The organism is Nostoc sp. (assembly GCF_035638895.1).
GTDB lineage: Bacteria > Cyanobacteriota > Cyanobacteriia > Cyanobacteriales > Nostocaceae > Nostoc.
Map to the genome: position 1 here is coordinate 14,591 of NZ_DASQZC010000411.1, position 14,447 is coordinate 29,037.

A 14,447-nucleotide genomic window follows, 5' to 3' on the forward strand; every position below is an offset into this window, starting at 1 on the left:
TTCTTGTTCATCTGGTTGTCACCTGGGCAACAGAGGTGTTACCAGCAGTGGCGAGTCGTTCTTTTACCCATCTGTCGCAACTGTTGCGAATGGCTGAGGTGATAGAATTGCCCAGGCGGTTAAATGATTTACTACCTAGTACCCGGTAGCAGCTATCAGAAAAATTAGAGTGGATGGTATAGCCAGAACGCCTACCGCTACTACCAGTTTCAAACCGCCAGACTTGCTGTTTTAATAAAACGGCGATAACTGGGGCTAGTCTTTCTTGTAGGGAGGCTATATATAAAGTGTCTTGGGGAGAATGGGCGGTGAGTACAGATACGCCCAACTGACTTAAGACTTGCAGCAGCAGTTCAGCGAGAGTGCCGCAAATTACCTCTTCCCCGGCGGCGGTGGTGATGACCACTAAGACTTGGGTTGGTTGGTCGAATTGGGCAAGTTGGCTATCTTCTAATTCTAGGGATAATTTACCAGAAACACGTTCTGCTGACCAGGCTTCTTGAGTAAAGACAACCTGTGCTAAAAGAAACGCCCAAGGGCGATAGAGTACCCAGCGCATTGTTCCTTGAGATGGGGTATCATCTGGGTTAATTTCCTCTGGGGTTAAATCTCCCCAGTCGCCAGATAAAACACTAGATTTTATACTAGATTTTAATTTTATCTCCCCATCTCGCAAACTAGGCAAACGCAGCAACCGCCCCCGCACCCAATTAATCGCCGGGTTGAGAGGGTCGATATCCTGAAGAGAATTTGCAGGTGTACCCTGTTTACCTTCAATTAAGGGGGCTGTTGCACCTAAGACGCGCAGCAATTTGGGAGTGGCTGGGGCTTGTTCGGCGGGTGTGTCAAACAGAGTACGTTCTAATTCTATGTAATTGCTAGAACTGAGGGCGGCTTGGGGTAAGAGTTGAATTAAAGTTTCAGATGCTTGTCCCAAGGTGTTGATAGCTTCGCTGAGTCCCTGTGTATCCCGGCGAGTTCCCAGTTCTTGCAGACGGGCGGCGATAATTTTACCCCAAGCTTGGCGGATGTCAGCTTCGCAACTGAGGAGGGCGGCGACTGTTTCTGAGAGGCTGGGTAAGCTTTGCAGCAGTTGGACGGTTGCAGGGGTGGCGATGATGCGGCTACCATCGGCGGAAGTTGTCCACATTCCGAGGTTTTGCCCGATTTTTAGGGGGCTGATGTCTGCGGTGGGAATTTCGCCAATAGTTAGGAGGTGTTCTAAGTTGCGAATGGTGGAATGTGAAAGCTTCATTTTTTCGCCTCAGTTGAGGTCAGGATTCCAAAACTCTAAGGCGGGGAAGTTGCCAAAGTCTCGATAATTAATTGTCCAAACGGGACATTTACGCACTCTTGCTGCCCAAATTACTGTCGCATCTTCCAGGCTTCCCTGCCAGTTAGGGATGGTTTGCAGTAGGGCGGAGATTTCAAGAAGGTCAGCTTGGTTGACTGGAATTAGATGTAAGCTTTCTAACATGGTGTTTAGGCTGCTTTGGGCTGTCCTGGGGTTAGTTGTGTATAACAACCATTTGTAGACTTCAAACAAAATGGGGATGGGAGTATAAGCTCTGACTTTAGCTTGACTAAGTTGTTCAAAGCCAATTCTGCATTCTCTATGTTGGGGGTCTTTAGCATATAACAAGGCAATTAAAGGCCCTGCATCAATCACCACTTGCGAGACGGGACTTAGCATGGATTAATAATATTAGGAGAGTCTTCCGCTTGGTCGCTGGCATTTTTAGGAGATTCGTTGACTATTCCGGCTAAGGTAAGTAGTTTAGATAGATTTTTACCAGCTAGTTTTTCTTCTAGGGCTTCCTGAATGAGACGTTCTAGGTTTTGATCGGGATGATCTTGTAAATATTGTTCTAGTTGTTGGGCTAGGGTATCGGGTAGGTCAATTGTACATTTCATGATTTTCTATAATTTGCTGAGTTTACCTATTTTGACTTTAGTGTTTATTCCTCCTCTGTGTCTTTGGTTATTTGGTCGATGATTTCATAAAGTGCGTCTAAGTCGGGGAAGAGGGGCGGTTCGCCTTTGATGTCTATCCCTTTGCGGGTGAGACGCGAGAGGATAGCTTTGTCTGGTTCTCTGTCGCCTTTTTGTAGTGCTTGTTGGGCGGTTTCGAGTTCTTCCTCGGTGATTTTGCCTTCGATGAGGGCTTCTACTAGGAGTTTGGCGGCAGTGGTGAGATTTCCAGATTCAACTAGTGCCTCATGATGAAAATGAATTTTATTGCCTATCTCTTGTTCAACTTTGCATCTTGGTATTTGTAGTCTTGCAATCCATTCCTGGGTAATATGTGGTTGCGCCATACCTGTTGCAAAACTAAAAACTTGGATTTGGACTACAGGATGGTTTAAAACATATTCCAAGTAGTACTTATTAATTTTATGCTCTGAACATAGACGTAATCGAGCTACTGTAGAACCAGCAGCTAAAGAATTTGACAAAAGCGGAATAACAATTGCTTTACCAATAGTTCCATCTTTAGTGAAGGCAATATCACCCTGCTTAAGATGAATTTGGGGCTGTTCATCATATTTATATTGTTTAATTGATATTAGAGAATCAAAATCAATTACTCCATTTGAAAATTCTATTCCTCGTAACAACCACGGGCCTTTATCTGTGTAATGTTCAGTAGTTAATCCTTTCCAACCAATCATTGCTGAAATTTCAGTAATATTATCTAAAAATTCAAGGATAATTTGAGAATTTCTGAAATATTGTATAAGGCTTAAACGATTAGGGGAATTGAAGTTTAAGTCTAAACGTTGTTCAAGGTCATCAACGCTTACATAAGCATGATTTCTTTTATATTCTAATTGTTTTTCCCATGAAATAGCATCTTCAAATAGTTTTTTTGCTTCTGCTTCCCTTTCCCGCGATCGCTCCCTCAACCTCTCCGCCAACCGCACCTTATCACCAATATAGTTTTGAGCTTCACGAATCTCTGGAATAGGTAACTCAATATTCAATAAGTCATCAGGAGCAAGAAATTCTACATTGAGATTTGTTCTCAAACGTGACCTTGCAATTACAGCATAAGGACAAGACAGAACTGATACTAGATAATGTGGATCTACCTGCTCTTTTTTAACTAATGCTCCCCAGATAGTGCCACTCACTAAAACTCTATTTTCTGGTGGCATCTCATTATATGCAGTAATCTGATTGGGCCCTTTTACTTTTACCAGTAGTTCATTACCTCTAAGCTGACCTTTGGGATATTGTTCAGCAAATTTAGGAGAAACCCTACGACGCGAATTTAAATTAACAAAAAAGCCATTTTCCCCAAAATCATCTGCTGTCAAAAAAGGAATCCAGTTATTAGGAGCATCATCAATTTCTAAAGTTTCAGTGCTAAAATAGATTGATCGCCGTCCTTCTTTAACAATATTTTTGAGGTGTGATATTTTTATAGATGAACTTTTGAGACGATCCTCGTTCTCAAGAAATAATGGATAATAATAAATAGCATCTAGGCGGTCGCTCAAACGTTGAGCATTCAGTCTAACAATACTTGCCATTATTCTCCCCTCACATAAGCACCAACGATCGCCGCCAAATCATTTGACACGCCGACGCTATAATCTTCCACATTATTCTTCACCAAATACCCCAAAGTCTCAGCCATACCCATAAATACATCCGGTTGCGGCTCATCCTGAAATCTTTCCGGCTCATCCTTCCTTCCCTGACGTTTCTGTAAATAAAGGATGCTAGTTTTTGCCCCCGTTCCTGACAGCTTAAACGTATCCGATGGCAAACTAATCACCGCTTTAACTATCGCCTTTCCACCATAAAATTGCCCCGTTCCTTCATCCTTCTTCCCCATAATGTACTCACGCACATATTTGTCACCGGAATTACAAAGCACCCCATCGGGTAAAACTATTAATAACCTCCCCCCCGGTTTCAACAACTGCAAACAACGGTCAATAAATAACACTGCCGGGTCGATACTCGGCGATACAGGCTTCCAAACCCCTCTACTATCCGGTTTTCCTCCCATTGCCAACCCAGAAACCGAAGGTTCATAGGTAAAAGTTCCAGCTTTATTGTTATTTCCCACCAAATCAGACCGAAACCGCGATAATATCAACTCCCGCGCCTGTTCATAAGACTTTTTCGCCTTTTCTTGATTCTTGCTAAACTTCGGCGTACCAAAAGGCGGATTAGTACAAATCAAATCGTAGCTACAGGGTTGGAATTGTTCGCTAATTAAAGAGTCATGGGTGCGGAAAATTCGCGCTTTCGGCGCACCCAACAACGCCATATTTACCCGCGCCAACGTCACCATATCCTGGGAATTATCCGCCCCCACAAAACTGTACTGGCACATATCCTGAAATAGCTTGTCTCGGCGCACATCTATTGAAGTTTCTTTGCCCAAAATATCCAGCAGCGCCCGTTCTAAATACCCCATCGCCACAGAACCAAAACCATAACTCCCACAAGCAGGGTCACAAAAGCGAAAAGCAGGTTTCCCATCTTCTCCCCTCGCCGTCAGTAATCCCGGCGTTTCTTCTTTAATATCGTGAAAAGCAATAGCCAGCATCGCTTGCTTTACTGGTGCAGGAGTCAAATAAACCCCCATCCCCTCCGGTTTAAACTTCGCCCGCAAGAAAACATCCAAAACCCGCCCCAAGACATCAGCCGCAATATCTGCCAGTGTTCCCTGATGTTTCACCACCTTATCCTGGTTGTTGGTAACAGTCCCCAAATTTTGAATCAGGTTTAATAGAGTTTCGTAGTTGCGGGGCTGGGCGAGTCTGAGGTGGGTTTGTTCATCAAAAATGGCGTGAGATTCTCCTTGGTCATCCGTCACCACATAATCAGCATGAGACTTAAAGTAATCAAAGGCTGCCTGAATTTGTGATATTGCCTTGTTCCCCTTCTGTTGGACGTACTCCAGGGTAAAAATTTGATCTAAACGTAAAATTTGGTCATCGTACTTAAACTCTAAATTTGCCCCCTCATGGTGTAGGCGAAAGGACTCTAGAAACAGAATTTTCGTAACCTCGCGGATAATGTCATTAGAACTAGAGATGTTATCCCGCACATTCTGATAAACTTGTTCATGGAATTCATCAAATCCCCGCATTAAGCGATCGTACATTTTCATCGACCAGCGATAAGTGGGGTCAGCCTTAATGCGTTTGTACTCGTTAATTTCCTTTAGCGTTGGCAAACGGTCAATTTCATAAGCGGGATAACCCAAGTCAAAAACTGCTTGATGTTCCCCATCCGTCACCACCCCAAACTGAGGATATTGGTCTTCTAGAGTATCTGCTGCTGGTAAGGTATAAGACAACTCCTGTACATAGTTAGCATTTGCCTTTTCCCACTGTCCCGGCGGTAATGCCAACAAAAAAATACGCGGTGTTTCTACACCTTGAAATTGCCCCCAAACAATAGCAGCAACTTCTTTATCTAGGCTTTTTTGTAGATAAATTACATGATCAAAATCTGCTGATTTTTGTTGTTGGCAAAGGTTAGTTAATACCTCCTGTACACCAGAAGATTCTTCTTGTGCTTGCTTGACTTCCGTTTTAGTTTTTGCCATCTTTGATTAACCCTTGTAGCGGATACGCCCTGGCCCGAATACTTCCAAAACAGGTGTCTCTTTTGCCAAAGCTTTGATTTTTTCCTCAGTGGTAACAAACCTCTTCGGTAGCTGGCGGCGAATTTCTGCTGCTAACATAGGTTTCCCAGTATTTGACTGTACCACTTGAATAATGGCTTCTACCAGTTCTTCTTTTTCTGTCCGTTGTCCCAACCTCACCAACGGCGTTTTTTCTGGCGTTGCTTCAACTTCCACCCCATCCATACAGGCTAGAAAAAGGTGAATCTGTGCTTGATGCCAATTGCTACCCCTATCCTTAGCTAGTGTATATACTTTGTCTAGGGGTAAAGGTTCGCGTTTTAATGCCGTTGTGATGGCTTCATAAATAGCTGGTGTCATATTGATATTGAACTTTCTAGGCTAGGACGAAATTTGGTGAACTTTATTAAATAAAGTTTGTGCCGAATTCCAAATATTTTGCCACTCTTCATCTAACTCTCGCTGTCTTTGGTGATGTAGCAGTAACAATTTTTCCCAATGTTGGCGCAGTGCTAACGGTACATCAGGGACTTTTAATTTGGGAATATTACCAGGATGGGTAAATTGTTGAACAGTTCCCATTGCCATCCCTTGTAACTGGGTGCGAATAGCAGTAGTATTTAGTACCAAAGCCCAAGCTCCTGATGTTTCCCGAAACCGTAACCTTTCTAAATGGTCGGTGACATATATTTTGTCCGTGGGTGCTTGATCAATAAAAGCTACCCGTGGGCTAGTGACTAAAATTGAAAGCAATACCTCCCCAGAAGTGAGAGGTTGGCGAAAAATCCGCCAAGGCGCAGGTGCTGTTTCTATTTCTTCTGGTTGTGAGAAACTTAAATCTGTGCCAATATCGCTTAATCGCAAATAACGCCCCTGTTCTGGCACATCACCATACAGACGACTTCTAGAAATTTCATCTTCTGAAAGCAAATTCTCTAAAGAAAGCCATCCTAGTTGATCCTTTAACAGTCGCATTTGGTGAGATAGTTTGACATGAGTTGGCACTAAAGAATCATTTATAGACTCAGCCGGAAAAAATTGCCCAGTTGATAGTGACTGATTAAAACCCGCCTCCGACTCATCTAATTGTTGCTGTTCATTCGCTACATAGGCTTCAACGTCAGCAATCAAACGCCTTAAAGATTCGTTATTTTCCAGAATATTGTCGTTCCATTCCCACACCTGCCCATGAAGTAAACTTGCCTCTGCAACTGATGGTAAGGGGATATGCAGATTAGACAACACCTTTAAACTGACACGAGGCAGAATAGCTGCACTTTGGCGATGGAGGAGGTAAGCCTCATAAGGCTTTTGATTGAGACAAAATGCTACCCAAACACCGAAGGGGGGTTTTACAGCTTTAATAAGAATGCAATTTGCATCTACTGGATGACGAGGTAGCCTATAAGTTGCCACAGCAGCACGTAGCGGTGGAATTTTATTCAGGACGACATCCCCTGGTTGAACACACCACTCCTCTTCAATTGTTGGTTTTTCCCAGTCTTCCGCATCAAGGCGAAATTTCATACAGTCCAAATTTGCTTGACGGTAGATACGAGTTTTTTCAATTCTGCGATCGTAAGCATCTGTTCCAGATTGAGTACTCACCCGCCAACCTTCAAGACAGTTACCAATCTCCCCAATTGCTACACGGGAAAAAGTTCCGCGAAAAATTTGGGCTGCCGCTTTGCAGTACAAGTCAGCACTCCAACAATCCTCTTGATACAAAATTTTGGGCGGAATCCGACTATGGAGTGGCGCGTTCAATTTCTTTACCTCTGCCCACGGCAAACCCGTTCTTGAATCTTTATCTCTGCCAATTCAACAAGATTATCCTCTAACTAGCAAGGTGGAGGCAGAAAATATTAGCGAGTTGTTTGCCTCAAGTCACCATTACTTTTTGTTTCTCATATCTTAGTACTCCCGTGAGGTTAAAAAAGTAGTTTTGTGAGTTCACATGGATTTTACAAAAAATGTGGTATGCTCAGAAAACTATTCCTCAGTAACCTGATGCTGAAATTAAGTTACATATCCTAGATAACCAAGTATTTGCTACTCAGCAGTGGTGATCTACTGAAGGTTGAATCTTGTCAACGTTAAGTAATCCCCTCAAGCAGAATATTTACAGGACAAGATTCCTAGCAGATTGATTAAACCTAACGTAGAGGAAAAACCAATGTTGTCAGACTACTTGCTTGATTTTTGAGCGACTGACATTTGCGAATATATCCACTTTAATTGGAGGTAACTAAATGGCTAAACGTAAGAGAACAACCAATCAGGCAGTTATTGATAGGTTTATCAGCGAGGGTCGTGGGCAGGGTGTAGGTTCTAAGTACAAACCCTGGCTATTGATTCAAGATGTGGCATCCCAAGGTCTTGCTAACAGGATAAAGGGTTGGAAAACCAATCGAGTTCACCACCTACACAGCAACCTTGAACTTAATTATTTCTACATACTAGAATGGTCGCCTATTATCTGTGACATCCGAGAGCAATATCCCCTGCTACCTCTGGAAGAAACATTAGCGATCGCTGAACAGATTGGTATATCCCATCCTAAAGACCCCAAAACTCAAGAGCCAATCGTGATGACCACAGACTTTGTTATTACTGTGCGTCAGAAAATAGGAGTTACTGAACATGTACGCACAATTAAATCCGCTAAAGATTTGCAATCAGAGCGCACAGTACAAAAGTTAGAAATTGAGCGTCAATACTGGCAGTCCAGAGATATCAATTGGGGAATTGTAACGGAACATGAAATTCCTGAAAGATTGGCTAGAAACATTGATTGGGTACACCCTTTCCTCAATGTTGAAGACCTCTCCACCATATCAGAATCTGAGATTCGTCGAATTACAACAGCCCTAACTTTGAGAGTAGTCGAACAGCATGAGTCTCTAGCAAGCATAGCTGCTGATTGTGACGACAAACTTGGTCTAGAACCCGGTATAGGTCTCTCTGTTGCTCGTCATCTGATTGCCAACCGATCGTGGTTGGTTGACATAAATAAATCAATTAATCCTAGTGAGCCATTAGTTCTCCTAACAAATCCATTGGCAGTAAACCAAAAATTAGGCGGTGTAGGATGAGCCTCTTGGTGAATATGCTGCTGGAGTGGCAAGATACTAAGACAGACATTGAGATTGAGCGTGTACTGTGGATTGATCCATCCGGTACAGACGTAGTGACAATAGAGATTAACAACTCCAAGGCTCTCCCAAAATGGCAAAAATGCAAAGATTTGGAAGTAGCGATCGCATCCCAGGAAATTTGTATCCTCAAAATTGATCCATACGCAGAGTTGCTTCGTCCTGAAAATGCAATTTCAGAGAATCACTGCAAGCGTAGAGACCGAGCATGGGAAGTCATTGGCCCATTAGTTGAGGGTGACATTGAGCTAATTTTTAATCCCCGCGATCGCGGTCAACGTATAGAAGCAACAGTCGAACGCACAGGCTGCATAAAAAAGACGATTTATAATTATCTACGGCGTTATTGGCAAGGTGGACAAACAAAAAATGCCCTTCTTCCCCTTTTTGATAGATGTGGTGCAAAAGGTAAGGAAAGAAAGCCTTCTAATTGTAAGCGTGGTCGTCCAAGTAAGCTCTCAAAAGTAACCGAGATACCCATTGGGGTTAATGTTGATGATAAGATTAGGAAAAAATTTTACCGTGGCATCGCATCATTTTACAAAAACCGACAAGAAAGAACTTTAAAAGATGCTTTTCAGAAGACATTGGAAAAGCACTTTCATGTCGGTTATGAAATGAAAAATGGGGCATTGGTTCCCATACTACCTCCTGCTAGAGAACTTCCCACATTTGCTCAGTTCCGATACTGGTATGAAAAAGAACGGAATATTACCCAGGAAAAAATTTCCCGTGAAGGTAAGCGCAGATTTAATTTACGTCATAGAGCATTACTTGGAAATTCAACACAGATGGCCTTTGGCCCAGGCTCAATTTATCAAATTGACGCTACCATTGGCGATATTTATCTAGTAAGTTCCCTAGACCGAAACCGTATTATTGGTCGCCCTGTAATTTACTTTATTATTGATACTTTTAGCCGACTCATCACAGGATTTAGTGTCAGTCTAGAGGGGCCAAGTTGGCTAGGCGCTATGTTAGCTCTTGAAAATGCAACGAGCGACAAAGTTGCATTTTGCTATGAATATGGCATTGAAATTGATGAAGCTGATTGGCCTACCCATCACCTACCTGAAGCTATCCTGGCAGACCGAGGCGAACTAGAAGGTTATAATGCCGATAATTTAGTAAATGCTCTAAATATCAGAGTATCCAACACACCTCCCTACCGAGCAGATTGGAAAGGAATTGTGGAACGGAATTTTCGTTTAAGTAACGAAAAGATGATTCACTGGATGCCAGGAGCAGTTAATCGAGTACGAGAAAGAGGCGATCAAGACTATAGACTTAATGCAACTCTTGACCTCCAACAATTTAGAAAACTTATTATTTTGTGCATACTTGACCATAACCAACACCACCGGATGGATTGGTATCGAATGGACGAGTTTATGATTCAGCAATACGTTGAACCATACCCTATCGAACTTTGGAATTGGGGAGTCCAAAATCGAGGTGGTCACTTACGCCAAATTGCACCTGAAATTGTCCGTTTAAATTTGCTACCCTTTGCTGAAGCTTCAGTTACCCCTCAAGGTATTTACTATCAAGGTTTGAATTACACTTGTGAACTAGCTTTACGAGAACAGTGGTTTGTCAAAGCAAGAGCAAATGGTAGATGGAAGATTCTCATTGCCTACGATCCACGCAGACTTGACATTATTTATTTGCGTCTTGATGACAGTAGAAGATTAGAACCTTGTCAATTAATTGACACTCAAAAAACCTTTCAAGAACGGGACTGGCATGAAGCCATTGACTATTTTGAACTGCAAAAACAATCCAAAGAAGCAGCTTCCACTCGCCAACAACAGCAAAAAGCAACATTCCATGCTCAGGTAGATAAGATTGTTGCCGAAGCTAAAGAAAAAACAGAAAAAGTGCTTACTGTCCAGAGTAAGCGATCGCGCATCCAAGGTATTCGGGAAAATCACAAGTTGGAGCGTGAGAACGAACGAGAAGTACAAGCATGGCAACTAGGGGTTAAAGAAATTTCCGATCAACCAGGACAATTAATTCCAATGCCTTCAGTCACTGAATTAGAAGAGGATGACGAAGGTTATGTAGCTCCACCAAAGCCTATTGATAAGTTACGTAAATTAAGAGAGAAGAGCTGGAACAATGACCAATAGTAATTTGACACCATCTGTCTTGGTTGGTAAAGGGGCAGTTGTAGCAGCTTCATACTGTGACCCCTTAATTGCTAGTTACCAGAATAATCCTTTGATTGAGGCGTTACCAGAAATTCTTGCAGAAGAAGAAGCTATGACGCTTCTAGCACGCTACCCAAGTTATGACCAGAAGGAGCGATCGCTACCAAATCACTTGCGTTTACATTTGGTACAGAACGCACTGCAATTTGTTGAACCTCTTCCAATTCATGTGGATTTGGAACAGCGTTTATCACGCATGATTCGATCTGGGTATCAAGCACGCAATCCATTAACACCAGAGTTTAAGAGAGATTTCCAAAAGCGAATCAATACTCTGAGTTCTAGTGAAATTACTTCAACTCATCTGCGCTCAACAGCCACAGGTTTCACAATTATTGGTATTAGTGGTGTCGGTAAGACAACTGCTGTGGAAGCAATTTTGTCTCTTTATCCCCAAATTATTATTCATAGCCACTATAAAGGACAAAATTTTACATTGATGCAAATTGTTTGGCTAAAGTTGGATTGCCCTTTTGATGGCTCTATTAAAGGATTGTGTTTAAATTTCTTCCAAGCGGTTGATGACCTTTTGGGAACTAATTACTCAAAAAACTATAGTGGCCATCGCTTTACAGTCGATCAATTGATACCAAACATTGCTCGTATAGCTTCACTACACTGCATTGGAGTATTGGTAATCGATGAAATTCAACACTTAAGCGAAGCTAAAAGTGGTGGCTCACGCAAAATGCTCAATTTCTTTGTCCAATTAGTCAATACCATTGGTATTCCTGTTGTTCTCGTAGGAACTTATAAAGCGATGTCTATTTTGAGTGGCGAGTTTCGCCAAATCCGTCGCGGTAGTGGTCAAGGCGATCTAGTTTGGGACAGAATGGCAGAGGATGATGTGTGGGAATTGTTTGTCGAATCACTTTGGCGATACCAGTATGTCCGAAAACCTATTCCATTAAAGCCAGAGTTAAGTCATACCCTGTATGAAGTAACCCAGGGAATTACTGATTTTGCCGTTAAGGTTTATATGTTGGCGCAGATTCGGGCGATCGCTACAGAGAAAGAAACCGTAACCGAAAGCATTATTCGATCTGTTGCAAAGGACAGCCTTCGTCTAGCTCAACCGATTCTATCAGCGTTAAAAACAGGTAACATCCAATTACTGCAAAGAGTAGAGGATGTTTATCCTATCGATCTTAATTCTTTCTTAGAAGCATCTCAAAATAGTTCACAAGTTATAGGTAAAATTCGTTCTTCACCCGTAATTAAAAAAAGTCTGGTAAATGATCAAGAACATGTCAGCACTAATCCTCAAAATTTAGCTTTTGACTCTTCTACTTCAGAATTAGCGAACAATCTAACAGATGTTTCAATTCCTACCCATACTGAAACGAATAAGAACCAGAAGAAATCTCGTAACACAGCTACAGTAAATAATGGCTTAGTTAAGGTTGTAGCTCTTGGTGCAAAAAAAAGAATTAGTGCTTATGAAGCTCTTAAACTAGAAGGCTATGTCCGATCTGCTACTGAATATCTTTAAAAGGAAATTGCAGTATGATTGGTTTTTTTCCCGATCCTTATCCAGATGAAGTGCTTTACAGCATTTGTGCTCGGTACCAAGATAGGGTGAAATATGAAAATGCTCAAATTACAATGAGGGAATTGTTTGGATACGACGAAGCAGTAGCCACTATCGACTTCCCAAAACGTCTCAATTACCTTATTAAGGTTCTACCGCAAGGACATCACTATACAGTTGAACAGTTAATTAACAACCATACATTACTACCTTTTTATAGCCCTTTTTGCCCACCTGAGCGAGTGCATCTTGTTCGAGAACATATGAAAGGTGACAAAAAATTTGCAATTCATTTTCACTTAGGTGTCTTAAGCATACCAAGAAAAACTTGGATGCGGTTCTGTCCCTTGTGTGCAGTAGAGGACAAAAGGCAGTTTGGCGAATACTATTGGCATCGCCTTCATCAAGTACCTGGTGTAGAGGTATGTCCAATCCATGCTGTTTTTTTAGAAGAAAGTAATGTACGCATACGTGAACAGACAAAAGTTTATGAGTTCATCTCAGCAGAGAAACAGGTATGCCCAACCTTACCTCGTTGGCTTAATCTGTCAAATACTGAGCATGAAGCTCTTCTCAAGATTGCTCGTGATGCTGCTTGGCTACTGAAGCAAAATGATTTAAACCCAGGTTTAGAATCTTTACATAAAAGATATATTAAAGTGTTAGTTGAAAAAGGTTTGGCAACTCACAAAGGAACTGTTTATAAACGTAAAATGATAGAACAATTTAATAATTTTTATTCTTCTGATTTTTTGAATTCACTTCACTGTGAAATAGACTATAAAAGTAAAAATCCCCTACCGTGGATAATTTTAGTAGTGAGGAAGGCTTTAGGTATGGTAAAGCATCCCATACGGCATTTGTTAGTCATCCACTTTATTGGATACACGGCTGAAGAATTTTTTAATTTATCTGATAAGTGGAAACCTTTTGGTGACAAGCCCTGGCCATGCCTTAATCCTGTTTGTGATAACTTCCAGAAGTTATGTATAGAAGAGTGTCAAATTAGTTATAGCTATAAGCGTAAGTCTAAACCTCCCGTAGGAAAGTTTTGCTGTACCTGTGGCTTCACCTATTATCGTGTAGGCCCTGACCTTTGTGCAGAAGATATATTTCGCTATAACAGAGTAGAGTCTTACGGAACAATATGGGAAATGGCTCTGAAAAATCTATGGGAAGATTTAGAAATCAGCCTCAGGGAGATAGGACGCCGTCTGGGAATTAGCAAAGACGCAATTAAATCTCAAGCGATTCGTTTAGGTTTACCATTACCCCGTCTAAGCTCCAAGCCGACAAGAATAGATAAAAGGCTACTGCATAGCTTAAGTAATTCTCAGTCTCAAGAACAGAATAAACTGGAAACTTATCGAAGCCAATGGTTATCTTTGATAGAAGCAAACCCCAATGCTAATCGGGAATTTCTTATAAATAAACTTTCAGGCATTCATAAGTGGCTTGCAAGATACGATTCTGAGTGGCTGGAAGCACATAAGCCACCACGCAAAAGAGTGAAGGTTGTACCAACAGTTCGCGTTAACTGGGAAAAGCGTGATGCTGAGTGGACATCTGCATTAATAGCTTCCGCCTCACGCATGAAAAATTCTCCTGGACACTTAGTAAGAATCACAAAAAATCGACTCTGTAAAGATATTGGTCAAACATCAACTATTCGCGAAAATCTCAATAAGCTACCATTAACATGCCAAACATTAACAGAATTGGCTGAAAGCTACGATGAGTTTGCTATTCGGAAAATTTTACGGGTAGCAGAGTGCTTTCGCCAGGAAAATATACATCCAACAAGTAAGCAATTAATTCAGCGAGCTTGTGTTAGTCAAAAAATGGCGGCAACACCCCAGGTTAATGAAATAATTGATGCTGTTCAGAAATCTTTTATTACCAAAGATTGTATTAGCAGTGCAGACTAGAAAGTT

Annotated in this window: 11 protein-coding genes; 4 read left to right on the plus strand and 7 right to left on the minus strand. The window is 41.7% G+C overall.

Annotated features, from left to right (window positions below):
* Window positions 1-7: 7 nt before the first annotated feature.
* From VE944_RS20365 to VE944_RS20395, 7 genes are read right to left on the minus strand one after another with little or no spacing between them, the layout of a single operon-like run.
* Complete coding sequence (locus VE944_RS20365; protein WP_324981012.1) at window positions 8-1,255, minus strand: hypothetical protein; 1,248 nt, start codon at window positions 1,253-1,255, stop codon at window positions 8-10.
* A 9-nt stretch (window positions 1,256-1,264) separates the two neighbouring features.
* A complete protein-coding gene (locus VE944_RS20370; protein ID WP_324981014.1) occupies window positions 1,265-1,693 on the minus strand; it encodes a type II toxin-antitoxin system VapC family toxin in 429 nt (142 codons plus the stop codon).
* Entirely contained in the window at window positions 1,687-1,914 is a 228-nt protein-coding gene (locus VE944_RS20375) for a hypothetical protein (RefSeq protein ID WP_324981017.1), read from the minus strand. The genes VE944_RS20370 and VE944_RS20375 overlap by 7 nt, the downstream gene beginning before the upstream one ends.
* A gap of 44 nt (window positions 1,915-1,958) precedes the next feature.
* Window positions 1,959-3,536 carry a restriction endonuclease subunit S domain-containing protein gene (locus VE944_RS20380; protein WP_324981020.1) on the minus strand — a complete coding sequence of 526 codons (1,578 nt, stop codon included), beginning with the start codon at window positions 3,534-3,536 and terminating at the stop codon, window positions 1,959-1,961.
* Window positions 3,536-5,575, minus strand: a complete 2,040-nt coding sequence (locus VE944_RS20385; protein WP_324981022.1) for an HsdM family class I SAM-dependent methyltransferase — start codon at window positions 5,573-5,575, stop codon at window positions 3,536-3,538. The genes VE944_RS20380 and VE944_RS20385 overlap by 1 nt, the downstream gene beginning before the upstream one ends.
* A gap of 6 nt (window positions 5,576-5,581) precedes the next feature.
* Complete coding sequence (locus VE944_RS20390) at window positions 5,582-5,974, minus strand: hypothetical protein (RefSeq protein ID WP_324981025.1); 393 nt, start codon at window positions 5,972-5,974, stop codon at window positions 5,582-5,584.
* Window positions 5,975-5,995: 21 nt separating this feature from the next.
* On the minus strand, window positions 5,996-7,381 hold the full coding sequence (locus VE944_RS20395) for a restriction endonuclease subunit S domain-containing protein (protein WP_324981028.1): 1,386 nt from the start codon (window positions 7,379-7,381) through the stop codon (window positions 5,996-5,998).
* Window positions 7,382-7,866: 485 nt separating this feature from the next.
* On the opposite strand from VE944_RS20395, the gene VE944_RS20400 reads away from it, so the two are divergent.
* The 4 genes from VE944_RS20400 to VE944_RS20415 are packed head-to-tail and all read left to right on the plus strand — an operon-like array spanning window position 7,867 to window position 14,441.
* Entirely contained in the window at window positions 7,867-8,709 is an 843-nt protein-coding gene (locus VE944_RS20400; RefSeq protein WP_324981031.1) for a TnsA endonuclease N-terminal domain-containing protein, read from the plus strand.
* Window positions 8,706-10,901 carry a Mu transposase C-terminal domain-containing protein gene (locus VE944_RS20405; RefSeq protein ID WP_324981034.1) on the plus strand — a complete coding sequence of 732 codons (2,196 nt, stop codon included), beginning with the start codon at window positions 8,706-8,708 and terminating at the stop codon, window positions 10,899-10,901. The genes VE944_RS20400 and VE944_RS20405 overlap by 4 nt, the downstream gene beginning before the upstream one ends.
* The gene (locus VE944_RS20410; RefSeq protein WP_322691586.1) at window positions 10,891-12,474 is read left to right on the plus strand and encodes an ATP-binding protein; all 1,584 of its coding nucleotides are present in this window, start codon (window positions 10,891-10,893) and stop codon (window positions 12,472-12,474) included. The genes VE944_RS20405 and VE944_RS20410 overlap by 11 nt, the downstream gene beginning before the upstream one ends.
* 14 nt (window positions 12,475-12,488) lie before the next feature.
* A complete protein-coding gene (locus VE944_RS20415) occupies window positions 12,489-14,441 on the plus strand; it encodes a TnsD family transposase (protein ID WP_324981043.1) in 1,953 nt (650 codons plus the stop codon).
* The last annotated feature ends 6 nt before the right edge of the window (window positions 14,442-14,447 follow it).